This is a genomic window from Streptomyces sp. NBC_01477 (genome assembly GCF_036227245.1).
Taxonomy (GTDB): Bacteria; Actinomycetota; Actinomycetes; order Streptomycetales; family Streptomycetaceae; genus Actinacidiphila.
In genome coordinates, this window is record NZ_CP109445.1 from 2242770 (window position 1) to 2267118 (window position 24349).

At 73.0% G+C, this 24349-nt stretch carries 17 protein-coding genes and 1 pseudogene; 5 read left to right on the plus strand and 13 right to left on the minus strand.

From position 1 onward, the window contains the following. Nucleotides 1–51: 51 nt before the first annotated feature. From OHA86_RS08870 to OHA86_RS08885, 4 genes are all read right to left on the minus strand, one after another. Nucleotides 52–702 (minus strand): thymidine kinase, encoded by a 651-nt coding sequence (locus tag OHA86_RS08870; RefSeq protein ID WP_329173927.1) that lies wholly within the window; start codon nucleotides 700–702, stop codon nucleotides 52–54. A gap of 48 nt (nucleotides 703–750) precedes the next feature. After that, nucleotides 751–1944: an alkaline phosphatase family protein gene (locus OHA86_RS08875; protein WP_329173929.1), complete on the minus strand. Its 1194-nt coding sequence runs from the start codon at nucleotides 1942–1944 to the stop codon at nucleotides 751–753. Further along, the gene (locus tag OHA86_RS08880; RefSeq protein WP_329173931.1) at nucleotides 1944–2528 is read right to left on the minus strand and encodes a DUF5998 family protein; all 585 of its coding nucleotides are present in this window, start codon (nucleotides 2526–2528) and stop codon (nucleotides 1944–1946) included. Before OHA86_RS08880 ends, OHA86_RS08875 begins: the two co-directional genes overlap by 1 nt. Before the next feature lie 495 nt (nucleotides 2529–3023). After that, nucleotides 3024–5885 carry a bifunctional acetate--CoA ligase family protein/GNAT family N-acetyltransferase gene (locus tag OHA86_RS08885; protein WP_329173933.1) on the minus strand — a complete coding sequence of 954 codons (2862 nt, stop codon included), beginning with the start codon at nucleotides 5883–5885 and terminating at the stop codon, nucleotides 3024–3026. 150 nt (nucleotides 5886–6035) lie between these two features. Here OHA86_RS08885 and OHA86_RS08890 point away from each other — a divergent pair, with 150 nt between their 5' ends. Further along, nucleotides 6036–6326 carry an HPr family phosphocarrier protein gene (locus OHA86_RS08890; RefSeq protein ID WP_329173935.1) on the plus strand — a complete coding sequence of 97 codons (291 nt, stop codon included), beginning with the start codon at nucleotides 6036–6038 and terminating at the stop codon, nucleotides 6324–6326. A gap of 157 nt (nucleotides 6327–6483) precedes the next feature. Here OHA86_RS08890 and OHA86_RS08895 read toward each other — a convergent pair whose 3' ends face one another. The 3 genes from OHA86_RS08895 to OHA86_RS08905 all read right to left on the minus strand — a co-directional run bounded on the left by OHA86_RS08895 (nucleotide 6484) and on the right by OHA86_RS08905 (nucleotide 10095). Continuing rightward, nucleotides 6484–7158, minus strand: a complete 675-nt coding sequence (locus OHA86_RS08895) for a GntR family transcriptional regulator (protein WP_329173937.1) — start codon at nucleotides 7156–7158, stop codon at nucleotides 6484–6486. 208 nt (nucleotides 7159–7366) lie between these two features. Beyond that, entirely contained in the window at nucleotides 7367–8731 is a 1365-nt protein-coding gene (locus OHA86_RS08900; RefSeq protein WP_329182323.1) for a M16 family metallopeptidase, read from the minus strand. A gap of 17 nt (nucleotides 8732–8748) precedes the next feature. Continuing rightward, a complete protein-coding gene (locus OHA86_RS08905) occupies nucleotides 8749–10095 on the minus strand; it encodes a M16 family metallopeptidase (RefSeq protein ID WP_329173939.1) in 1347 nt (448 codons plus the stop codon). 211 nt (nucleotides 10096–10306) lie between these two features. Here OHA86_RS08905 and OHA86_RS08910 point away from each other — a divergent pair, with 211 nt between their 5' ends. Both OHA86_RS08910 and OHA86_RS08915 read left to right on the plus strand, forming a co-directional pair. Further along, nucleotides 10307–12754 (plus strand): DNA gyrase/topoisomerase IV subunit A, encoded by a 2448-nt coding sequence (locus OHA86_RS08910; protein ID WP_329173941.1) that lies wholly within the window; start codon nucleotides 10307–10309, stop codon nucleotides 12752–12754. A 57-nt stretch (nucleotides 12755–12811) separates the two neighbouring features. Further along, nucleotides 12812–13729, plus strand: coding sequence for a sucrase ferredoxin (locus OHA86_RS08915; RefSeq protein ID WP_329173943.1), 918 nt, complete (start codon nucleotides 12812–12814; stop codon nucleotides 13727–13729). On the opposite strand, the gene OHA86_RS08920 is transcribed toward OHA86_RS08915, so the two are convergent. Then, a complete protein-coding gene (locus tag OHA86_RS08920; protein ID WP_329182325.1) occupies nucleotides 13713–14504 on the minus strand; it encodes a hypothetical protein in 792 nt (263 codons plus the stop codon). The two genes, OHA86_RS08915 and OHA86_RS08920, sit on opposite strands and share 17 nt — an antisense overlap. Here OHA86_RS08920 and OHA86_RS08925 point away from each other — a divergent pair. Then, nucleotides 14385–15028: pseudogene (locus tag OHA86_RS08925) on the plus strand (response regulator). The gene OHA86_RS08920 and the pseudogene OHA86_RS08925 overlap by 120 nt on opposite strands. Nucleotides 15029–15037: 9 nt before the next feature. Here OHA86_RS08925 and OHA86_RS08930 read toward each other — a convergent pair. The 4 genes from OHA86_RS08930 to OHA86_RS08945 form a co-directional block, all read right to left on the minus strand. After that, on the minus strand, nucleotides 15038–16687 hold the full coding sequence (locus OHA86_RS08930) for a solute symporter family protein (RefSeq protein WP_329182327.1): 1650 nt from the start codon (nucleotides 16685–16687) through the stop codon (nucleotides 15038–15040). A gap of 11 nt (nucleotides 16688–16698) precedes the next feature. Further along, nucleotides 16699–17178, minus strand: a complete 480-nt coding sequence (locus tag OHA86_RS08935; RefSeq protein ID WP_329173944.1) for a DUF485 domain-containing protein — start codon at nucleotides 17176–17178, stop codon at nucleotides 16699–16701. Nucleotides 17179–17272: 94 nt separating this feature from the next. Next, nucleotides 17273–17404: a hypothetical protein gene (locus tag OHA86_RS08940; protein WP_329173945.1), complete on the minus strand. Its 132-nt coding sequence runs from the start codon at nucleotides 17402–17404 to the stop codon at nucleotides 17273–17275. Between the two features lie 222 nt (nucleotides 17405–17626). Then, nucleotides 17627–19927 (minus strand): discoidin domain-containing protein, encoded by a 2301-nt coding sequence (locus tag OHA86_RS08945; RefSeq protein WP_329173947.1) that lies wholly within the window; start codon nucleotides 19925–19927, stop codon nucleotides 17627–17629. Between the two features lie 1506 nt (nucleotides 19928–21433). Between OHA86_RS08945 and OHA86_RS08950 the strand changes: the two genes are divergently transcribed. Then, entirely contained in the window at nucleotides 21434–21964 is a 531-nt protein-coding gene (locus OHA86_RS08950) for a helix-turn-helix domain-containing protein (RefSeq protein ID WP_329173949.1), read from the plus strand. A gap of 216 nt (nucleotides 21965–22180) precedes the next feature. On the opposite strand, the gene OHA86_RS08955 is transcribed toward OHA86_RS08950, so the two are convergent. Next, complete coding sequence (locus tag OHA86_RS08955) at nucleotides 22181–24343, minus strand: tetratricopeptide repeat protein (protein WP_329173951.1); 2163 nt, start codon at nucleotides 24341–24343, stop codon at nucleotides 22181–22183. Between the last annotated feature and the right edge of the window lie 6 nt (nucleotides 24344–24349).

Consider the following 24349-nt stretch of genomic DNA (forward strand, 5'->3'; position numbering starts at 1 on the left):
CCGGCCGAAGGACCGGGTGGCCGCCTCGTTACGCGGCCACCCGGTCCTTCGTCATGACTGTGTCACCGGCAGCACATCGGGCGACAGCGCTGCCGCGCCCGCGCTCGCGCTGGTCGTCCTGCGCCGGTGGTGGCGGCGGCACAGCACCTCGTAGCCCACCTCGGCCGACAGGTCGTCGACGTCCCCGATCACCACCTGCGCGCCCTCCACGACCATCACCCCGCCGACGGTGCGGGCGTTGTGGGTGGCCCGCGCACCGCACCAGCACAGCGCCTCGACCTGGAGCGCCTCGACGCGGTCGGCGAGTTCGATCAGCCGCTGGGAGCCGGGGAAGAGCCGGGTGCGGAAGTCGGTGGTGATACCGAACGCGTAGACGTCCAGGTCGAGATCGTCCACCGCGCGGGCCAACTGGTCGATCTGGTCGGGCGCCAGGAACTGCGCCTCGTCCACGACCGCGTAGTCCACCCGGCCGCCGCGGCTTATCAGCCCGACCAGATGACCGTAGAGGTCCATGCCGTCGGTGACCTCGACCGCGTCGGTGACCAGGCCGAGCCGGGACGACAGCTTGCCCTCGCCCGCCCGGTCGTCCCGGGTGAAGATCACCGCCTGCAGGCCGCGGGAGGTGCGGTTGTGGACGATCTGCAGGGCGAGCGTGCTCTTGCCGCAGTCCATCGTTCCGGAGAAGAAGACCAGCTCGGGCATGGGTGGGACGGCGGCCTTTCGATGGGGGACGTGGGGGGACGACGACGGTCAGGAGCGTACTTCGAGCAGCGGCACGAGTTGTTCGACGGGGGTCATCGAGCCGTGCAGCCCGGTCATCCGGGACTCCCCCGGCTCGGAGCGGGTGGCCACGATCGCGATGTCGTCGCTCGCGGCGGCGACGACGTCGCCGATCCTGGCGAGCACCCGCGGCTCCGGGTCGGGCCCGAACCAGCCCGCGGCGACCGCCTCGTCCCGGGTCGCCACCCACATGCGGTCCCCCAGCACCTCGCTCCACACCGCGTGCACGTCGGCCGCGGCGCCGGGCACCGCGTAGACGTGCCGCGCCCGGCCCTCGCCGCCGAGCACCGCGACGCCGGCCCGCAGCTCCCAGTCCTCGTCGAAGTCGATCCGCGAGTCCTCGTCGAAGGGGATGTCGATCATGCCGTGGTCGGCGGTGACATAGAGCACCGAGCGCGGCGGCAGCTGCTCGGCCAGCCGCTGCGCCAGCCGGTCCACCATCATCAGCTGCCCGCGCCACGCGTCGGAGTCCACACCGTGCCGGTGGCCCATGGCGTCCAGCTCGCTGTAGTACGTGTAGACCAGCGTCCGGTCCGCCGCGCCGAGCCGGTCCGCGGCCAGGTCGATCCGCTCCTCGCCGGTCAGCCGCCCGTGGAAGACGCCGCCGGACAGCGCCACCTTGGTCAGCGGGGTGTTCTGGAAGGCCGGCGAGGACACCTGGCAGGTCGCGATCCCGGCGGCGTCCGCCAGCTGGAAGACCGTGGGGTGCGGCTGCCAGGCCGCGGGCGACGTCCAAGGCTGCCAGCGCAGCTGGTTCATCAGCGCGCCGGTGTCCGGGTTGAGCGTGGTGTAGCCGGCCAGCCCGTGCGCGCCGGGCGGCAGCCCGGTGCCGACCGAGGCCAGCGAGGTCGCGGTCGTCGCGGGGAATCCCGCGGTCAGCGGGCGGCCGGTGCCGCCCGTCGACGTCGGCAGCAGCGAGCACAGATAGGGCGCCTCCTGCGGGTGCCGCCCGATCAGCTCCCAGCCGAGGCTGTCGACCAGGAAGACGCACACCCGGTCGGCGGGGACCAGGTCGAGCCCGGTCGCGGGCATGCCGGGGATGCCGAAGGACGCCACCGCGGCGGGGATCACATCGCACAGCGCGGCGGTGCCGTAGCCGGGCACGGGAGCGGTGCTCAGGTCGAGCGGCGCCGGGTCGGCGCCGCCGTGGAACGGATGGCCCATCAGTCGACGGCCGCGGTCGCCTCGGAGAGCGCCTGCGCGAAGGCCAGGGTCTGCCGTACGGTGTCGGGCCCGTCGCCCGCCTCGCTCACCCGCAGCGACAGGTCGTCGGCGGTGGACGAGCCGGTGTAGCCGTGGTCGGCCTCGCAGTTCGGGTCGCCGCAGGCGGCCGGCTCCAGGTCGAGCCGCGAGACGGCGCCCCAGCCGATCGTCAGCACGACCTCGCGGGGCAGCGTGCCCGGTTTGTACGACTCCGGGTTCGCCACGACCCGGCTCACCACGACCGAGGAGATCCGGCCGATCTTCACCGACTCGGTCGACGTCGTGGCGTACGGCGTCGGCGAGGTGTCGTCGGCGGCCTGCTCGTCGGTGTGGCTGACGATGAAGCGGCCCTCGGTCAGTACCAGCACGGTGACGTGCCGGCGCACCTCGTTCGCGTCGAACGTCGTCTCCTGGTGCACCAGATACGACGCGACCGGTTCCTGCCCGACCGCGGCCTCCACGGCCTCCGACACGAGCGTCGGGTAGTAGCCACTGCGTTCGATCGCCGTCCGCAGGCCCTGCGTCGTGGTGCCGGTCTTCGCCATACGCCCATCCTAATCGCGTCCCCGCCAACCCCCTGCGGGGTGCGCACGCGGAATCCCCCCTTACCCCCGTGCGGGGGTGCGCGCCTTTGCGGTGGGCACCGCTGTCTCTGGGTGAGTGCCACGTGCGGTGGCCTTCCACCCGCTGCCCCGGTGGGGGCTCGTCGCGCAGTTCCCCGCGCCCCCGGGTGACTGCCACTCGCGGCGAGCTTCCACCCGCCGGCCCGGTGCGGGCTGAGCACGCAGTTTCCCGCGCCCGGGTGACTGCCGCTGACGGTGGGTTGCCACCTGCCGGCCCGGTGCGGGCTGAGCACGCAGTTCCCCGCGCCCCCGGGGGGCGACGCCTGCCGCGGGGAGGCTTTCAGGTACAAGGTCGGGCGGGACGCGCCTGCACGTGCAGGGAGCACCGCAAGAGGCCCCTCTCTGGGGCGCGCGGGAACTCGCGACACGCCACGACGGACCGTCGGGTGGCCGCCGGCGGGGTGGGCGCGGTGCGGGTCAGAAGGAGGAGAGGGCGCGCGGCCCGAGATCGGTACGGGCGGGGGGCGGAGCCAGCCGCACGGTGGCCCCGAGGACAGTGAGCCCGTCGGGCGCGACGACCACCGGGTCGAGCGCCACCCCGACGACCTCGGGAAGATCATCCGCCAGCATCGACACCCGCAGAAGCAGCGCTTCGAGCGCCCCCGTGTCGACCGGCTCGGCCCCGCGCCAGCCGAAGAGCAGCGGCGCCGCCTTGATGGAGCGGACCAGTTCCGCGACGTCCCGGTCGGTGGCCGGGACGAGCCGGTGGGCGATGTCCCCGAGCAGCTCGGAGGGCGGCCCGGCCAGCCCGAAGGACAGGACGGCCCCGGCCCCGGGATCCATGCCGGCGCGTACGACGGTGTCGACGCCGCGCGGCGCCATCGCCTGGACGACCGGCAGCAGCTCGGCCGGGCCGCCGAGGCGCGCGGTGAGTTCGTCGTAGGCCCGCCGCAGGTCGGCCTCGTCGGCGAGGTCGAGCCGGACGCCGCCGAGGTCGGCGCGGTGCCGCAGGTGGGGCGCGGTGGTCTTGAGGGCGACCGGGTAGCCGAGCGTCGCGGCGGCGGCGACGGCCGCGTCGGGACCGGGCGCGGGCAGCGCGCGGCGGACGGTGATGCCGTAGCGGCCGAGCAGCGCCGCCGCGTCCTGGTCGGACAGGGTGATCTCCGCCGGCGGTGAGCCGTCCGGCAGCAGGCGGCGTACGTCGTCGGCAGCCGCGGCCTCCTGGATGTCGTCGAACTCCGGCACCCGGCCCGGCTCCGCGGCGCCGGCCCGCCACGCGGCGTATCCGGCGGCCTCCGCGAGGGAGCGCACGGCCCGGTCGGGCGCGCGGTAGGCGGGAACGCGGGCGCCGGGTCCGCCGGGGGCGCCGAGCCGGTCGGCGAAGCCGTCGAGGGCGAGGTGGACCACGACAACGGGCTTGCCCCCGACCGCCGACCGCCGCAGGGCGTCGGCGAGCTCGGGATCGTCCCCGGCCCCCTCGCCGGGACCGGGCCCGCCGGAAGGCCCGGGCTCCGGGCCCGGCTCGGCGGCGACCCCCAGGCCGGCGTCGGCGGCGAAGGCGGACTCGGCGGACCCGGTGTCCGCCGGCTCCTCGGTGCCGACCCGGGGAATCGCGGTGACCACCACCGCGTCCGTGCCCGGGTCGGCGAGCGCGGCGCTGAGCGCGGCGGCGAAGTCGGCGGGCGCCGCCCCGGTGGTGAGGTCGAGCGGGGCGGCGGGGCGCAGGCCCGCGGTGAGGGCGGCGTCGTAGGTGAGCAGGCCGAGCGATTCGGAATTGCCCAGGATCGCGACCCTGTCGCCTGCGGGCAGCGGCTGGAGCGCGAGGAAGAGCCCGGCGTCGAGCAGTTCGGTGACGGTGTCGACCCGGATCACCCCGGCCTGCCGGAAGAGCGCGTTGACCGTGCTGTCGGGGATGCGGGTCACCGGCACGCTGTGCCCGGCCGGCACCGAGCCGCTGTGCAGCGCGCCCTTGACCACCACGACGGGCTTGGCCGCGGCGGTGCGGCGGGCGAGCCGGGTGAATTTGCGCGGGTTGCCGAAGGATTCGAGGTACATCAGCACCGCGTCGGTGTCCGGGTCGTCCTGCCAGAACTGGAGCAGGTCGTTGCCGGAGACGTCGGCGCGGTTCCCGGCCGAGACGAAGGTGGAGGGTCCCGCGCCCCGCCGGTGCAGCCCGGACAGCAGTGCGATGCCGATCGCCCCGGACTGGGTGAACAGGCCGAGCCGCCCGTGGTGCGGCATGCCGGGCGAGAGCGAGGCGTTGAGCCGTACCGCGGGCGCGGTGTTGAGCACGCCGAAGGCGTTCGGCCCGATGACCCGCATCCCGTGGCTGCGGGCCTGCCGTACGAGGTCGCGCTGCCGCTCCCTGCCCTCGGGTCCGGTCTCGGAGTAGCCCGCCGCGATGACGACCAGGCCGCGTACTCCGGCCTCCCCGCAGTCGGCGACGGCCTGCGGCACCCACTGCGCGGGGACGGCGATCACCGCGAGGTCGACGCTCCCGCCGCTGTCGGTGATCTCCCGCACCGAGCGGTGTCCCGGTACGCCGTCGAGGTCGGTGCCGCCGGGCGGGAAGGAGTGGTTGACGGCGTAGAGGCGGCCGGTGAAGCCGCCGGCGACGATGTTGCGGAGCAGGGTGCGGCCGACCCCGCCGGGCCTGCGCCCGGTGCCGATCACGGCGACCGATTCGGGGCGCAGCAGCCGCTGCACGGACCGGGCCTCGGCCCGGTGCTCCCTGGACCGCATGACCTGCATGGACTCGGTGGTGGGCTCCAGGTCGAGATCGAGGTGGACGACGCCGTCGGCGAAGCTGCGCTGCTGGGTGTAGCCGGCGTCGGTGAAGACCTTGACCATCTTGCGGTTGGCGGGCAGGACTTCCGCGGTGAAGTGCAGGATGCCGCGCTCGCGGGCGACGGCCGCGATGTGTTCGAGCAGCGCGGAGGCCACCCCGCGGCCCTGGTGGGCGTCCTGGACCAGGAAGGCGACCTCGGCGCGGGTCCCGGTCCTGCCGGAGGCCGACCGGCCGGCCTCGTCGGTGCGGTCGTAGCGGACGGTGGCGATGAACTCGTCCCCGATGGTGGCGGCCAGGCCGACCCGGTCGTCGTAGTCGTGGTGCGTGAAGCGGTGCACGTCCCGGTCGGACAGCCGCGGGTAGGGCGCGAAGAAGCGGTAGTACTTCGACTCGTCCGACACCTGTTCGTAGAAGTCGACGAGCCGTCCCGCGTCGTCGGGGCCGATCGGCCGGATGTGGGCGGTGCCGCCGTCCCGCAGCACGACATCGGCCTCCCAGTGCACGGGATAGGGCCGGCGCCCGGTGTCCTGCGGGTCGTGCTGGTCGCTCATGGCCCCCAGCGTATGCGGCGTGGCCATCTGGCGGCGGGCAGGCGCAGAGGGCAGTCTTGGTGAGCGCACCGGCGTGCCGACCGGCTCTCCGGCCGTGCAAAAATGGTCTAGACAACTTGGAAGACCTGACACACATTGAGGGGCAGCACCATGGTTGAGCGCCGCGTCAACGTCGGCTGGGCGGAAGGGCTGCACGCCCGGCCCGCGTCCATCTTCGTCCGCGCGGTGACCGCCGCGGGAGTGCCGGTGACCATCGCCAAGGCGGACGGCAGCCCGGTGAACGCCGCCTCCATGCTCGCGGTGCTCAGCCTGGGCGCGCAGGGCGGCGAGGAGATCGTCCTGGCGTCGAACGCCGAGGACGCCCAGCAGGCGGCGACCGCGCTCGACCGGCTGGCGAAGCTGGTCGCCGAGGGCCTCGAAGAGCTTCCCGAGACCGTCTGACGGTTTTTCCGCAGGCCTTACCGCCGGCCGCCGCCGCGCGCATGCAGAATTCAGCGGGTCCCCGTAGTCCCTCCCGGATTGCGGGGTCCCGCTTTTCTGCAATTGCCGGCGGCGATACCGGTGCGGCAATTCACGACTCTTGTATACGGTGCGATTGTTAATTGCGGCGGCGCACTGCGTTTACGCGGTGTTTCAGGGTCCTCACCGCGGCCGCGTGTTCGACGTGGACGGCGGCGAGCCTGCGGGCCCGCTCGGCGTCACCGCGGGCGACCGCGTCCACTATCGCGGCGTGCTCCTCCCACGCCTCGACGGCCCGTCCCGAGCCGCCGTCGGCGTAGACCCAGGAGATCTTGTGCCGCAGCTGGATCAGCAGCGCGGCCAGCGTCGGGCTGCCCGACGCCTGCGCCAGCGTCTCGTGGAACCAGCCGCTCAGCGACGGCAGATCGGACAACTGTCCCTGCACCGCCCGCTCCTGGCCCAGCCGGACCAGTCCGCGCAGCACCTTGAGGTGGGCGTCGGTGCGCCGCTGGGCGGCGCGTGCGGTGCCCAGCGGCTCCAGCAGGCCGCGGATCTCCAGCAGGTCGGCGGCCTCCTGCTCGGTGGGCTCCGCGACCGACGCGCCGGCGTGCTTGCGGGTGCGGACGAAGCCCTCGGACTCCAGGGTGCGCAGCGCCTCGCGCACCGGCACCCGCGAGACGCCGTAGCGCTGTGCGAGCAGTTCCTCGGTCAGCCGGCTGCCGGGCGGGAAGTAACCGCCGACGATGTCGTCGCGGATGGCCGTACACACCACCTCGGCGGAGATACGCCTCGCCGTGCCTTCCGTCCCGTTCACATCCGATTCCGCATCGCAGGACTCCGTTCTTTCCCCGTTATTCTGCAGTGACTCTATTCCAGCACGGATGGAAATGGGAATGCGGCCCGGGAATCAGGGCCGATTCGCACGGAACCCCGGCGCCTGGGCGGGCGCCGGGGTTCCGGGTCGTGCGGTGCCGTCGTGCGGTGCCGGGGGCGTGCCCGGGCGGAGCCGCCCCCGGGGGCGCTCAGCTGGTGATGCGCACCGGGCCGATGCCCAGCTCGCGTACCGGCTCGGCGATCACCGAGGCGTCGCCGACCAGGACCACCACCAGCCGGTCCAGCGGGAAGGCGCTCACCGCGGCGGCGGTGGCCTCCACGGTGCCGGTGGCCGCGAGGCGGGCGTAGAGCCGGGCCTGGAAGTCGTCGGGCAGCTCCTGCTCCACCTGGTCGGTGAGGGTGCCGGCCACCGCGGCTGCGGTCTCGTAGCGCAGCGGCGCCACCCCGACCAGGTTCTGCACCGCGACGTCCCGCTCCTCGTCGGTCAGGCCGCCCTCGGCCAGGGTGCGGATCACCTGCCGCAGGTCGCCGAGCGCCGCGCCGGTGACCTCGGTGGCCACCGAGCCGCTGATCGCCAGCAGCGCCGCGCCCGTACCGTCGGCCGACGACAGCAGCACCTGGCCGAAGGCCCGCACCCCGTAGGTGTAGCCCTTCTCCTCGCGCAGCACCCGGTCGAGCCGGGAGGTCAGGGTGCCGCCCAGGCAGTAGGTGCCGATCACCTGCGCCGCCCACACCGGGTCGTGCCGGTCCGCGCCGGTACGCCCGATGAGCAGCTGGGTCTGCACCGCGCCGGGCCGGTCCACGATGACCACCCGGGCGCTGTCGTCCGAGGTGATCGCCGGGCGGGGACGCGCCTCGGCCTTCGAACCGGTCCAGCGGCCCAGCGTGTCGTCCAGCAGCGCAGGCAGGTCGATACCGGTCAGGTCGCCCACCACGACGGCGGTGGACGTCGCCGGCCGCACATGGGCGGCGTAGAAGGCGCGCACCGCCGCCGCGTCGATCCTGCGGACGGTCTCCTCGGTGCCCTGCCGCGGCCGGGAGCAGCGCAGGGTGGCCGGGAAGATCTCGTTGGACAGCGCCATGGCCGCGCGCCGGGCCGGGTTGGCCAGCTCGTGCGGGATCTCGTCGAGCCGGTTGGCGACCAGCCGCTTGACCTCGTCGTCGGGGAAGGCCGGCGCCCGCAGTGCCTCGGCCAGCAGCGCGAGCGCCCGGTCGAGCCGGGAGGCGGGCACTTCGAGCGTGACCCGGACCCCGGGGTGGTCGGCGTGCGCGTCCAGGGTGGCGCCGCAGCGCTCCAGCTCGGCCGCGAATTCCTCCGCGCTGTGCTGGTCGGTGCCCTCCGACAGCGCCCTGGCCATGATGGTGCCCACGCCGTCCAGGCCCTCGGGCTCGGCGTCGAGCGGCGCGGCCAGCAGCACCTCGACCGCGACGACCTGCTGGCCGGGGCGGTGGCTGGTCAGCAGCGTGAGGCCGTTGCCCAGCGCGCTCCGCTCCGGGGCGGGGAAGGCCCACGGCTTGGGGTCGCCGGCCTGCGGCTGCGGGTGGAACGTCATGACGGCAGCGGTGTCGCTCACAGCTCGCCCTCTTCCTCGTCCTGATCCTGGTCGTCCTGCTGGCCCTTGCCGGTGGGCTCGTAGACGAGCACGGCCCTGTTGTCGGGGCGCAGCCGGGCCGCGGCCACCTCCTTGACCTGCTCGGGCGTGACCGACAGCACCCGCTGCACGGCGGTCAGCGCCAGCTGCGGGTCGCCGAACAGCACCGCGAAACGGCACAGTTCGTCGGCCCGCCCGTTGACCGTCGCCAGCCGGTCGAGCCACTCGCGCTCCAGCTGGGCCTGCGCCCGCTCCATCTCCTCGGCGGTGGGGCCCTCGGCCGCGAAGCGGGCCAGCTCCTCGTCCACCGCGGTCTCGATGGCGCTCAGTTCGACGCCGCTGGACGCCTTGATGTCCAGCCAGCCCAGCGACGGCGCCCCCGAGAGCCGCAGCAGCCCGAAGCCCGCGGTCACCGCCGTACGGTCGCGCCGCACCAGCCGGTTGTGCAGCCGGGACGACTCCCCGCCGCCCAGCACGGTCAGCGCCAGGTCGGCGGCGTCGCCCGCGGCGGTGCCGTCCTCGGGCAGCCGGTAGGCCGCCATCAGGGCGCGCGAGGGCACGTCCTCCTCGATGACCTCGCGCAGCTGACCGCCCATCACGTCGGGCAGCGAGCCGTCCTTGGGCGCGGCCTTGCCGTCGTGCGCGGGGATGCTGCCGAAATACTTCTCCACCCAGGCCAGCGTCTGCTCGGGGTCGATGTCGCCGACGACGGCCAGCACCGCGTTGCCGGGCGCGTAGTACGTGCGGAAGAAGGCCCGGGCGTCGTCCAGGGAGGCCGCGTCCAGGTCGGCCATCGAGCCGATCGGCGTGTGGTGGTAGGGGTGCCCGTCGGGGTAGGCGAGCGCGGTGAGGCGCTCGAAGGCGGTGCCGTAGGGCACGTTGTCGTACCGCTGGCGCCGCTCGTTCTTCACGACGTCGCGCTGGTTGTCCAGGCTCTCCTGGTCCAGCGCGTCCAGCAGGCTGCCCATCCGGTCGGCCTCCAGCCACAGGGCCAGTTCGACCTGGTGGGCGGGCATCGTCTCGAAATAATTGGTGCGTTCGAAGCTGGTGGTGCCGTTGAGCGAACCGCCCGCGCCCTGGACCAGCTCGAAGTGGCCGTTGCCCTTGACGCTGGCCGAGCCCTGGAACATCAGGTGCTCGAAGAGGTGGGCGAGGCCGGTGCGGCCCTTGACCTCGTGCCGCGAACCGACGTCGTACCAGAGGCAGACGGCCGCGACCGGGGTGAGGTGGTCTTCGGAGAGCACCACTCGCAGGCCGTTCGCCAGGCGGTGCTCGGTGGCTGTCAGGCCGCTGGAGTGTGCCTCCGGCGTGGCCGTGTGACCCATGGGCAAGCTGTCCTTCCGGTCGCGTGCTCGTGACTGCGTAGAGTGCTGCCACTCTAGGCAAGCGAGTCGCCGGGCGGCGAAGTTCCCGCTCGTGGGCGCGCTCGTGCCGGGTCGTGGTCGGCGTTGTCGGCGGCGCGGTCCACAATGGTCCGCGTCAGTTCACCGGTCCAGCCGAACGACCTTCCGGTCCAGACGAAGGAGCGCCGCCGAGATGGCCCGCCGCACGACGAAGACCCCGCCGCCCGACGACGGCTTCGAGGAGCGCATCCTCGACATCGACGTCGTGGACGAGATGCAGGCCTCGTATCTTGAGTACGCCTACTCGGTGATCTACGCGCGCGCCCTGCCCGACGCCCGTGACGGCATGAAGCCGGTGCACCGCCGCATCGTCTACCAGATGAACGAGATGGGCCTGCGCCCCGACCGCGCCTTCGTCAAGTGCGCCCGGGTCGTCGGCGAGGTGATGGGCAAGCTGCACCCGCACGGCGACTCGTCGATCTACGACGCCATGGTGCGCATGGCGCAGCCGTTCTCGCAGCGCCTGCCGCTGGTCGACGGGCACGGCAACTTCGGTTCGCTGGACGACCTGCCGGCCGCGATGCGGTACACCGAGGCCCGCATGTCGGGCCCGGCGCAGCTGATGGTCGAGTCGATCGACGAGGACACCGTCGACTTCGCGCCCAACTACGACGGCCAGGAGCAGGAGCCCGGCGTCCTGCCGGCGGCGTATCCGAACCTGCTGGTCAACGGCTCCTCCGGGATCGCGGTCGGCATGGCCACCAACATGCCGCCGCACAACCTGGGCGAGGTCATCGCCGCCGCCCGGCACCTGATCCGCTACCCGAACGCCGACCTCGACGCGCTGATGCGGTTCGTGCCCGGCCCCGACCTGCCGACCGGCGGCCGGATCATCGGCCTGTCCGGCATCAGGGACGCCTACGAGACCGGCCGCGGCACCTTCAAGATCCGCGCCACGGTCACCGTGGACGACGTCACCCCGCGCCGCAAGGGCCTGGTCGTCACCGAACTGCCCTTCACCGTCGGCCCCGAGAAGGTCATCGCCAAGATCAAGGACATGGTCGGCGCGAAGAAGCTCCAGGGCATCGCCGACGTCAAGGACCTCACCGACCGCGAGCACGGCCTGCGGCTGGTGATCGAGATCAAGAACGGCTTCAATCCCGAGGCCGTGCTCGAACAGCTCTACAAGCTGACGCCGATGGAGGACTCCTTCGGCATCAACAACGTGGCGCTGGTGGACGGCCAGCCGCTCACCCTGGGCCTGCGCGAGCTGCTCGAGGTCTATGTCGACCACCGCTTCGAGGTCGTGCGGCGGCGCAGCGAATTCCGCCGCACCAAGCGCCGCGACCGGCTGCACCTGGTGGACGGCCTGCTGGTGGCGCTGGTCGACATCGACGAGGTCATCGCGATCATCCGGGCCAGCGAGAACGCGGCGCAGGCCAAGGAGCGCCTGATGGCGCGCTTCGGCCTGTCCGAGATCCAGACGCAGTACATCCTGGACACCCCGCTGCGCCGGCTGACCCGCTTCGACCGGATCGAGCTGGAGGCGGAGCGCGACAGGCTCACCGCCGAGATCGAGGAGCTGACCCGGATCCTGGAGTCCGACGCGGAGCTGCGCAAGCTGGTGTCCTCGGAGCTGGCGGCGGTGGCCAAGCGGTACGGCACCGAGCGCCGCACCGTGCTGCTGGAGTCGGCGGGCACGCCGGTCTCCGCGGTGCCGCTGGAGGTCGCCGACGACCCCTGCCGGGTGCTGCTGTCCTCGACCGGGCTGCTGGCGCGTACGTCCAGGGGTGACGGGCCGGGCGAGGGCGGCGGGCGGCGGGCCAAGCACGACGTGATCGTCTCGTCGGTGCCCACCACGGCCCGCGCCGACATCGGGGCGGTGACCTCGTACGGGCGGCTGCTGCGGCTGACGGTGATCGACCTGCCGATGCTGCCGGACACCGCGGGAGTGCCCACGGCGGCCGGCGGCGCGCCGCTGACGGAGTTCCTGGCGCTGGAGGACGGCGAGCGGGTGCTGTGCCTGACCTCGCTCGACGAGTCCTCGCCCGGCCTGGCGCTGGGCACAGAACAGGGAGTGGTCAAGCGCGTGGTGCCCGACTACCCGGCGAACAAGGACGACCTGGAGGTCATCGGCCTCAGGGACGGTGACACGGTGGTCGGCGCGGTGGAGCTGCGCACCGGCGAGGAGGACCTGGTCTTCATCACCGACGACGCCCAGCTGCTGCGCTATCCGGCTTCCCAGGTACGCCCGCAGGGCCGCCCGGCCGGCGGCATGGCGGGCGTCAAGCTCGCCGACGGGGCCAAGGTGATCTCCTTCACCGCGGTGGACCCGGCGGTGGACGCGGTGGTCTTCACGGTCGCCTTCGCCGAGGACACCCTGGAGGGGGCGGGTGAGGGCACGGCGAAGCTGACGCCGTTCGAGCAGTATCCGCGCAAGGGCCGGGCCACCGGCGGGGTGCGCTGCCAGCGCTTCCTGCGCGGCGAGACGGGCCTGGTCTTCGCCTGGGCCGGCGCCGCTCCGGCCCGCGCGGCGACCGCGACCGGCGCGCCGGCCGAGCTTCCCCCGAAGGACCCGCGCCGCGACGGCTCGGGCGTGCCGCTGGCCAAGCCGGTGGCGGTGGTGGCGGGTCCGGTGTAGCGGGGCCGCCCCCGGAGTTGTCATGGACGGCCCGCGGCGGCGGTTAGGCTCGCCTTCGTGAGTACGTGTACGACGGCGTCGGCGGAGCTGGGTGAGCCGGTGGGCGCCACCGCGGCCACCGCCAGGACCTGGCTGCTCATCGAGCAGCCAGGGCCGTGGGGGGCCAAGGCGCTGACCGGGAGCAGGCTCGACCCGGCGGTGGGCCGGGCGCTGGACCGGGCCAGCGACGGTACCGGGGTGCGGATCGCGCTGATCCGCAGGCCCGGGCGGCACGCCGACCTGCACACGCCCGCCCGGCACCGGGTCCACATCGGGCACACCGCGCCGGGCCGCGGCTGGGTCCGCAGCGACACGGTCGCCGACCCGGCGGAGCTGGTGGAGCTGGACTTCGCGGCGCTGGGCGCGGGTTCGCACGGCGGCTTCGGCGCGGCCCACGCGGGCCCGCCGCTCGCGCTGGTGTGCACCAACGGCAGGCGGGACCGCTGCTGCGCGGTGCGCGGCCGGCCGCTGGCCGCGGAGCTGGCCGCCTCCGGCGGCGCCGACACCTGGGAGGTCACCCACCTGGGCGGCCACCGCTTCTCCCCCACCATGCTGGTGCTGCCCTACGGCTACGTCTACGGCCGGGTCGACGGCCGGCTCGCCAAGGACGCGCTGGAGGCGGCGCGTTCGGGCCGGATCGTGCTGGACGGCTGCCGCGGCCGGTCCACCTGGGACCGCCCGGGCCAGGCCGCCGACCTGGCCGTACGCGCCCTGGCGGGCGAGGACCTGGAGGACGCGCTGACGGTACGGCGTACGGTCGCCGAGCCGGGCGGCGGGTGGTCGGTCCTGGTCGCCCACACCGACGGCCGGGCCTGGGACGTGACAGTGGCGCGGACCGCCGCGCAGCCGCCGCGCCCGGAGAGCTGCGACGGCCCGCTCGGCACCCCGGCCCTGCTGGAGGCGACCGGGATCACCGCGGTCACCGGACGTTCGTGACGAATTCGGTGGTGTAGGTGCGGCTCAGGTCCACGGTGGTGTGCTGGAGATTCGGGTTGAACGCCTTGAGCACGCTCTCCACGGTCGTCGGACCGTCGGCCGGCATCACCCCGTCGGCGGTGAACATCGGCAGCGTCGCCTTGATCGACTCGGCGTAGAGCTCGGCGCCGCCCTGCGCGTAGTCGGCGGGCATCTTCGCGGCGATCTCCTGCGGGGTGTGCGTGGACATCCACCGGAGCGTCTTCACGAAGGCGTTGGCCAGCTTCTGGACGGTGTCCTTGTGGCCGTTCACCCAGTCGGTGTTCATGTAGAGGCTGGAGGAGGGGTAGAGCCCGCCGAGCGCCTGCCGCGACCCCTCGGGCGTACGCATGTCGTAGAGCACCTTGCCGACGCCCTTGTCGGGGATCTGCGCGACGGTCGGGTGCGTCTCGGCGCAGGTGCTGCTGATACAGCTGATGATCACCGGCGGGGTGACCGCGCTGGCCATCGGGCTCTTCCTGGCGCCACTCAGCGACCAGATGGACGAGCAGTCGATGCGCAGGGCGCTGGCCATCGCGCAGACGGTGGCGGCCGAACCGCAGGTGGCGCAGTCGCTGCTGACCACCCGGCCGACCCCGGGCGGCCCGGTGCAGGCGGCTACTTCCGGGTCGCCGAGATCGACTCGGCCTATGTCGGCAAGGTGCCCGGCTTCCGGGTGGCGGCCCGGGCGCACACCGCGGCGCAGGCGCTGGCCACCCTGGAGCGCGGCCGGATCGACCTGGTGCTGCTGGACCACTATCTGCCGGACGAGACCGGCCTGGCGCTGGTCCGCCGTATGGGGCAGTTGGGCCACCACGCCGATGTGATCATGGTGACGGCCGCCAGGGACGTGGCGACCGTGCAGGCCGCGATGCGCTTCGGCGTACTGCAGTATCTCGTCAAGCCGTTCGGCTTCGCGGGCAACTTGACGGTTACGCGGCGCTGCGCCGCACTCTGGACGGGGTGGTCGGAGGCGGCGGCGGTGAGGCGGGCCAGGAGCAGGTCGACCGGATTTTCGGCGCGCTGCGTACGGCCGCCGCGGCGCCCGCCGCCCTGCCCAAGGGCCATTGCGCGCCCACCGCCGACCTGATCCGCCGGGTGCTGCGGGAGGCGCCGCACCCGCTGTCCGCCCATGCGGTGGCCGAACGCGCGGGCCCCAGCCGGTCCACCGCCCAGCGCTATCTCAAGCATCTGGAACAGGCGGGCCGGCTGCGGCTCACTGTGAAGTACGGCGACACCGGCCGCCCCGAGCACCGCTACGCCTGGGCGCGGGCGGGCTGACCGCCCGTCCTACACCGCTCCGGCGCCGGTGAGCGACCGCACCTCCGTCTCGGCGTAACGCCCCGGATCGGCGGGCTCGGGCGAGAGCACCGTGCCGAGCCACCCCGCGAGGAAGCCCAGCGGGATCGAGATCAGGCCCGGATTCTCCAGCGGGAAGACATGGAAGTCGGTCCCGGGGAAGAGCGCGTCCGGCCGTCCCGACACCACGGGCGACAGCACGACCAGCAGCAGCGCGGGGACCAGCCCGCCGTAGATCGCCCACACAGAACCGCGCGTGGTGAAGCGCCGCCAGAACAGCGAGTACAGCAGCGCCGGCAGATTCGCGGACGCGGCCACCGCGAAGGCCAGGCCGACCAGGAAGGCGATGTTCTGGTCCTGCGCCAGCAGGCTCAGCGCGATCGCCGCCGCACCGATGCCCACCGCCGCGAAGCGCGCCACCCGCACCTCGTCCTGCTCCATCGTGCCCTCCCCCGGGTCCCGCCGCCCGTGCTTGGCGATCGGCCGGCGCAGCGCGGTGTAGAGGTCGTGGGCCACCGAGGCCGACGAGGCCAGGGTGATACCGGCGACCACGGCCAGGATGGTGGCGAAGGCCACCGCTCCCACCACGGCGAACAGCACGGTGCCCCAGGTCGTCCCCGCCCCGCCGCCCAGCGCCTCGGCGAGCAGCGGCACCGCCGTATTGCCCGCCTCGTTGGACGACCGCACGGTGCCGGACCCGACCACGGCCGCGGCGCCGAAGCCGAGCACGATCGTCATCAGGTAGAACACCCCGATCAGCCCGATCGCCCACACCACCGACCGGCGGGCCGAACGCGCGGTCGGCACGGTGTAGAAGCGCGACAGGATGTGCGGCAGTCCCGCGGTGCCCAGCACCAGCGCCAGCCCGAGGCTGATGAAGTCCAGCCGCGACGTCCAGCTCCCGCCGTATTTCAGTCCCGGTGCGAGGAACGCCTCCCCGTGCCCGCTGCCGGTCGCCGCCGAGTGCAGCAGCTCATCGACATTGCCGTGGAAGCGGACCAGCACCATCACGGTGAGCAGCACCGTGCCGCCGAGCAGCAGCACCGTCTTCACGATCTGGATCCAGGTGGTGGCCCGCATCCCGCCGAAGGACACGTAGAACACCATGAGCGCCCCGACTCCGATCACCGCCCAGGTCCTGGCCCCGTTGCCCTGACCGCCGATCAGCAGCCCGACCAGACTGCCCGCGCCCACCATCTGCGCGACCAGGTAGAGCACCGACACCACGACGGACGAGATGCCCGCCGCGATCCGCACCGGCCGCTGCCGCATCCGCGCCGACAGCACATCGGCCAGCGTGTAGCGCCCGCAGTTGCGCACCAGCTCCGCGACCAGCATGAGCACCACCAGCCACGCCACCAGGAATCCCACCGAGTAGAGCAGCCCGTCGTAGCCGAACAGCGCGATCAGCCCCGAGATGCCGAGGAAGGACGCCGCCGACATGTAGTCGCCCGCGATGGCGAGGCCGTTCTCCATCGAGGTGAACATCCGCCCGCCGACGAAGAACTCCTCCGACGAGCTGCGCCGCCGCCCCGCCCACGCGGTGATCGCCAGGGTCACCGACACGAACACCGTGAACAGCACCACGGCCAGGCCCTGGTGCTCACCCGCCGAATCCGCCAGGTAGCGGCCGGCCTCCATCCGCCCGCCGCTCAACGCACCCGCTCCTGTCCGGTCCTGGTCGCCAGCGTCCACCGCAGATCCAGCGCCGCCCGGTCTCTGCGCAGCCTCGCGTGTCTCACATACGCCCAGGTCAGCAGGAACGTCGTGGCGAACTGCGCCAGCCCGGCGACCATCGCCACATTCACCTCCCCCGCGACCGGCCGCCCCATCAGTCCCGGTGCGGTGGTGGCCAGGACCACGTAGAGCAGATACCAGGCCACGAAGGCCGCCGCCGCGGGAAAGACGAACCCGCGATAGCGCCCTCTCACCTCCTGGAACGCCGCGCTGTCCTGCACCTCCTGATAAACCGCTCCTCGGTTCCCGACCGCCCCCGCAGCAGCCGGTGGCGCCGCGACCGGTGGGGCCGCGACCGCCACCGGTTCGGGTACCCAGAGCCCCGCGCCTCCGGCATCCCGCCAGGGATCGTCCACCCGCAGCGCCAGGGGGTCGCCGCCGTCGTGCTTGTCCACCGAACTCTCCTCGTTCCACGGCCAGATGGGCCGTGTGCCCAATCATGGACAGAGCGGAACGATCCATGTACAACAACGCGAAACGTTCACCTCATCAGGTGATGCCGTGCCGGAAGGCGTATCCGACGACCGCGAGGATCACCTGGGCGTTGACCGGACCGGACATGACGGCCGCCTCCGTAGCGAGCGCCAGGGTGGCGACGAGCGCGGGCAGGGCCGCGGTCATGACGGCCAGGCCGACGCCGGGCCGCCGGCCGCCCGGACCTGGCGGCCGGTTTGGAGCCCGCTACCCGCGTCTCGTACCTCCCGCTGCCGACTCCCCTCCGACTGTGCCGCCGCGGCACGCCCGCCGCCTGCCCGGCCGTCCCCGGTCCGCCCGTGTACGCCACGCCGGGAGGGCGGCGTGGCGTACGCGGGCATCGGCCTGGATCTACGTCCACGCCTCCGTCTACGGCGCGCCCCATGTGTAGGTCGCGGGTCCGACGAGCGTCGTCCACGTGGTGCCGTTGGCCGAGCCCAGAACGGACAGCGTCTGGGTCCGCTTGGGCCAGCCGGGCGGAAGGGCGATGCCGACCGAGCCGAGCGGAATCGCCGCGCCGAGGTCGACGGTCAGCGTCGACGGCCAGGCGCCGGCCGTACCCTGCCAGTACGTGCCGGTATTCCCGTCCACCCCGTTCGGCCCGGGGAATCCGGGGGTCGTGCTGCTGGCCGTGACCGGGGCGTTGAGCGCGAGGTTGTGGTTCGTGGCGTCGTAGACGGCGAACTCGGCCGCCTGCGCGCCGGTTTGCATGCTGTTCGCGGTGTAGCTGAGCCGGACGTACCGGTCCTTGCTGCCCGCCGGCAGTGCGACGGCGACGTTCTCGCCGTTCGGCGGTCCCGCGGTGTCCTCGCTGAAGGCGACATTCACCGGTGCCGGCTCGCCGATGAACTCGGTCGCCGCGCCGTCGCCGAGCACCGCGGTGTCGAGCGTGCACGCCTCCAGCAGCGTCGCGTTCTTCACCCCGTCCTTCTGGCAGACCGCCAGCGCCCGGTCATGCAGGGCAGCCGGCAGCTGGTCGGCCCAGAAAGGCGTGGCCGGATCGGAATTCTGCGTGTTGTCGCCGCACACCGCGACCAGGGACTGGCCCGCCGGGACGCGCCAGCTGTCGCCGTAGACCTGGTAGAGCGTCGTCAGGTCGACCGGGATGCTGATGACCGTGCCGGTGCTTGTCCTGAGCTGGTTGTTCGTGCCCGGCGCGTTGGCCAGCAGCCCGCTCACCGGCTGCGGGTACGTGCCGAGGCCGACGTGGACGTCCACGTACCCGGGGTTCATCGTGGCCGTCATGCTGTCGCCCTGGGGGTCGGTCACGGCGTACTGGTTGCCCGTCCGCACGATCGTGTCGCCCGAGGGCAGGCTGAGCGTCCCGCCGGAGGTCAGCGAGGTGGCGTTCCCGTTGACCATGAGGCCGCGGGAGGCGCACACCGCGACCGTGTCCGCGCCCATCTGCGTGGCGACCGCGCTGTTGACGGCGGCGCCCGGCCAGCCGAGCGAGGCACCGGAGACCTGGTTCGACTGCACGGTCATGGCCGAGGAGCGTGCGAGCGTGAAGGTGCCGTCCGCCTGGAAGTCGTAATAGGTGCCGCCGAAGGTCTCCAGGTGCGTGTCACCCGTGCCGTGAGCCGCGGCGCACGAGGGCGGCGTGGTCAGGACGTTGCTCTGGACGCTCTCGATGGAGGGAGATGCGCCGGTGGAGTAGGCCGCCGAATTGACGAGGTTCAGGTTGTTGGTCTCGCCGGTGAAGCCCTCGGTCAGACAGGTCGGGGCGGCCGTCGTGCCGTTGTGGGTGACGGTCTTCACGGTGATCGTGGAGCCGGCGTTGAAGTTGGCCGACGAGCCGCCGCCGTTGCCGCCGATCATGAACTCGACCGCGTTCCAGGCCGTCGAGAGGCCCAGGGTGCTGTCGGCGGTCCCGGCGCTGTAGAGGGTGCCCCCGGTCGACATGACCGCGCTGTCCGTCAGGCTGGTCACGTTGCCGGACAGGCTCAGGCCGGCGAGGTTCGCGATCGGCTGCGAGGGGACCGCGACGGCGGGGCTGTTCCGGTAGCAGTCGCTGAGGTACGACGACCAGCCGGCCGGGCAGGTGGTGAAGTAGTTCAGGATCCAGAACTGGATGAAGGCCGAACTGCTGCCGGAGCCCGGGTTGGCGAAGATGAACTGCTCCCATCCCTGGCACCCGGGGTGCCCGGCGCAGACGGGGCTGGTGAAGGGCGCGCTGTTCAGCTGTAAGGAGTAGGAGTTCGGGACGCCGCCGCCGGTCTCGCTGGTCACGCCGGAGACGGTGGAGAAGGAGCCGGTCGCACCGTTCAGGAGACCGGACACCCCGGCCGAGAAGTCGATGCCGTTGCCGACCACGTCGGGCGTCGGCCCCGCTGCCGGGCCCGCGCCCGTCTTCGCGACGGCGGGCAGGTGGGGACCGGCGACCGCGTCGGCCTTCGGCGCGTAGCGCTGGTTCGGCGCCGTGGCGCAACTGGCGCTCTGCCAGGCCACTGCCGGGTAGGAGGCGGTGTAGCAGCCCTTCGCCGGGGCGGCGAGCCGGGTCATGGCGGTGTGCCACTGCGGCGTGGTCATCGGCGAGGGGGTCGCGGTGCCCGCCGCTGCGCCGGGCGGGACCAGCATGGTCGTGACCAGGGCCGTGACCACGGCGGCGGCGACGCCGAGGATGCGGCGGAGCTTTCTGTGCTTCGGGGCGGAGAACTTGTCAGGAGGCATGTCTGCGCTCTACCTTCTCGCGAGATCGGCCCACGGACACCGCGGCATGCGCGGCGACAAGGTTCACGGCAGAGCAGTGCCGGACGACGGTGGTCCATTCCCACGGGTGCACACACGCTCCGGCGCGAGGCGTCGGTTCGCCGGCTGCGTCCCGTCCTGGAACCGGTGCCGCGGGGTGGTGCTACGCATCGTAAGCGGGGCTCAACGGTTAGTCGATATCCGCTGCACCACTGAACTTCCGCACCCCCGGCCGCGGCCCGCCCCCGAGCACCGGACCCGGCCCACCCCGCCGACCAGGCCGGCGCGGCGGGCGCGGACTACGGCCCGCCCCGCCGGCTCGGCCCGCGGACCGCCGCCCCGGCCTGTTTGCTCCGCCGCAGGTCAGACGTCGATCTTCGAGCGGCGGAGCGTCGTGGCCGAGTTGGCGGTGGACCAATCACCCACCCGTCTGACCTGCGACGAAGCCGCCGATCCTGTTCTGACCTGGTAGTTTCCCAATGACCGGCGTTGGCCCCCGACGGCCGTCTTCGACTGTCCTGCGGACCGTCTGCGGACCGCATCCCGCCAGGGTGCACATGCCGAAGGTGTCGTCCGGTCGCGAGCCGAAGCGGATGACGGCTTCGACTGCCGTCGGCTTGGTGAGTTCGACCTCATGGCCGCCTAGCTGTCCGAAGAGGCGGATAGGGACCGCTCCGGATTGCGTCCTCAGCCCGGTCAGCCGCCGCATCCAGGCTTCTCGCTCTCGTTTGCTGCGCCGCAGCCGTTCGGCAGTCGTGACGTCGCGGGAGCCTCTGCGATCTCTTTCGTTGTGCTCTCCGCGGCACAGCAGCAGGACGCGGGCCACCATACGGCGAGGACCGGGGCGGACAGCGCCACGCTTTTCACACTCGCCACATCCACTTCACCACTGCCGGAATACAGGAGTATCCGCACCCGGCGGGATCCAGCCATTTCCCTCACGCACACCTCAGCGTGTCGCTCGGAAGACCGGGCGAGAGGTGCGCCCCGGTGACGTGGCGCATGGTGCACAGCGGCAGGGGTTTCCGCTCGGCCGTGCTGCTTTCCGCTCCCGGCTGATCGGCATCTGCGGCGGCAGCGGGCCGGTTTCGGTCGCCTTGACGAGTGGTGGACCGAACCCCATGCTGGTGATCCGATCGGCCAGCGGGCTTTCCCATCAAGATGTGCGAGGAAACGACCCCGAGTACGCGGTACGGAATGCACGCAGGGATCAGCGGAACGCGTGCGCCCGGCGTCCACATGAGATCTCGACATGTGACCTCGGCGTGTAGTCGACAGGTGTGATCGCTTTACCGCCTCGTGAAAGAGCGCCGTGCCCTGTGGGCGCGGTCCTGACGCAAGGAAGGGTGATCAGATGAGACCGCAGGATCCCGGCCACTGTTGCGGCCGGCTTCGCGACCGCCGTCACACCGCTCCGCAGGGGCCGATGTGACGGGCGTGCCAGAGGGCGGAAGACCGGGCCGCCCGCTCCAGGTGCGCCGGACCCCCGTGCTCCCACCCGGGGCGACACCCGCCGTCCCTCCTCACGTCCCGTCCGCGGTCGCGCAGCCGAAGGGCGGCGCCGCCCTGCGCGGGGAGGGCGGCGCCGTCCTCCCCGCGCAGCGCCGCCTCGGCCTCACGCTCTACCGCCTCCGGCTGGAACACGAACTATCGCTACGCGCACTGGCCCGGCTGCTCGGCTACAGCGCCCACAGCGTCTTCGTGGACGTCGAGCGGGGGCAGCGGCTGCCCTCCGAAGCGCTGGTAAGCGCCTACGAGCGTGCCTTCGGCCTGCCGCAGGACTCGCTGCTGAACCTGCGCCGACAGGCGCTGGCCGAGCGGGCGGAGCGCCTGACCGACGCGCTGTCCCGCGCACTGGAGTCAGCGTCCGCTGTACCGCTCGCCGTACCGCCTGCTGCGCCCGCCTCCCACTGGCGCAGCAGGACCGTCCGCCTCGCGTCGGCCCTTGTCCGGCTGCAGACCGCCGTGCTCAGTCTCGCCCGCGCCCGGGGCGGGACCGGTTCCCGCCCCCGACGGTAGCCCGCCCGACCGGGCGCAGCCGGCGCCCTCGCCGACGGGGGGCGGGCTCATCGGGTGATGGCCGAGCGGTTCGCCGAGACCGGCGCCCGTGCGCGCGGGAGGCGGACCCGCGGGCTGCCGGCGGCACCCGCGCGAGTGGCGGTGTCGGGGCCGGCGCTCCCAGACCGCCGTGTGAGCGGGGTGAGGACAAGCCCCGCGGCCTTGTCCTCACCCCGCTCATGCGGCGGCGAGCCGCTGCCTGCACTCCTCCAGCGCCTCCTGCACCTCCGGATCGTCGGGGGTGCCGGCCGCCGCCGCTTCGAGGTCGGCCAGCGCCTCGTCCCAGCGGCCGACGCTGCGCAGCACGAACGCGCGGTTGTAGCGGATGGCGGGGTCGTGGGGTGCCGCCTCGACCGCGCGGCCGAAGTCGTCAAGGGCGGCGTCGGGTTCCCCGGCGTCGAAGGCGAGGCCGGCCCGGCCGCACAGCGCGGCGACCAGGTCGGGGGCGGCGGAGAGCGCCCGGTCGTAGGCCGCCCGGGCGCTCTCCGCCTCCGCGCGGTCGGCGTGCAGCCGACCCAGCGCGGCGAGCAGCAGCGGGCTGTCCGGCGCCAACTCCAGCCCCACGCGGATGTCGTGTTCGGCTGCTTCGGTCTCACCGCGGTCCAGGAGCAGGCCCGCGCGGTTGACGTAGGCGTCCACGAACCCGGGATCGAGTTCCAGCACGTAGTTGAAATCGGCGAGCGCGCCGTCCTCGTCGCCCTGCCCGTTCCGCAGGTCGCCCCGGTTGTAGTACAGCTCGGGGAAGGGCGGACCGAGCCGGGTCACGGTGTCGTAGGCGGCGGCGGCCTCCTCGTGACGGCCCATCCGCTGGAGGAGGTTGCCCAGGTCGAGGTGGTACTCGGGGTAATACGGGTCCGCGTCGATCACCGCACGGAATTCGGCGAGCGCCTCCTCGTAGCGTCCCATCCCCGTCAGCACGGTGGCGCGGTTGTGGCGCAGCACCGAGCGGTGCAGGCTGTGCTCGCCCTCGCCGAGTTCGCGGTCGAGTGCGGCCATGCCCTGGGTGACGAGTTCCAGCGCCTCCGAAGGGCGTCCCCGGTGAGCCTCGATCAGCGCCAGCCCGTTGTGGTGGAAGACGGTGCTGAAAGCCCGGCTGCGGGCGTCGGGCAGGAGACCGGAGATGGCGATGGCGGTGTTGATCCACGCCGTCGCCCGCTCGTGGTCCCGGCGGTCGGGCGCGCGGTGGCGGGTGTACAGCATGGCGGTGGCGTACGCGACCTGCATGTGGACGCGAGGGTCGCGCAAGTGGACGCGGGCCTCGTCGCAGATCGCCTCGGCCTCCTCAGCCCGGCCGAGTGCGGACAGCGTGGTGGGGAGCAGCGTGGAGAACGTCCAGCGCCGGCGCGCGGTGGTTTCCCAGTCGGTCAGCGCCCTGCCCCGCCGGCAGAAGTCCAGCACCGCGTCGTAGAAGCCGTGCAGCACGCAGGTGGTCATCGCCTGCTCCATCGCCGCCAGGCCCGCGCCGAGCGGATCCGAGCCGTGCTCGCGGTGGAACGGCAGGGCGCCCAAAGCCGTAACAGGGTCTTCGGCCGCCTCCAGTTCGTCGGCGCGCGTGTCGTGCAGGCGCTGCCGCTCGTCCGGTGCCAGGTCACGGTACGCCGCGAGCATCGCCAGGTCGTCGTCCCGGCAGTCGCCGGCCACGTACAGCGCCGCGAGCGCGCGCGGTTCCCCGGGCGACCGGGCCGGGGACCGGGCAGGGGCGCAGTCCACCCGGCGGCAGTACCGCCGGAGAGCAGTGGGCAGTTGCTCGCCCAGGGGGGTTCCGGGTTCGGCGGGCACCTCCGCGGCCGGTTCGAGCAGGCCGGTGGTGCCCCCGGCCACCACGGTCAGCACCGCCGGGTCCATCCGGCGCAGCAGGACCGCGATGAACTCCGCGTCGGTGCGGTCGGCGTGGTCGAGGTCGTCGACGACCACGGCGCAGGGTCCGTGCCCCGGGGCGGACAGCAGGTCGTGCAGGAACTCCTTGAGACCGTGCGCGATGCGCAGCGTCCGCTGCCGCGCGTAGAACCGGGTTCGCTCGGTCGGCACCGCCAGCGAGGTCAGCGTCTCCTGGGTGGCGGGAACGATGCCGCTCAGGTCGGCGGCGGCGGTGAGGATCTCCACCTGGTGCGTGGCGACCAGATCCGGGCGCTCGATCAGCGCCGCCGGCACCAGGGCGCGCATCAGCGCGCCGGCCACCGTGTACGGGCCGCCCGACCGCCGGTTCGCGTCGATCACCCGCACCGCGGGATGCGCGGGGCCGGGCAGCAGCAGCGTCCCGAGGCGCTCGCGCCGGTCGCGCCGCAGTGCTCCGGCCAGGAAGAGGTGGGCGGGGGCCGACTGGTGCGTCGGGTCAGGCATGGGTTC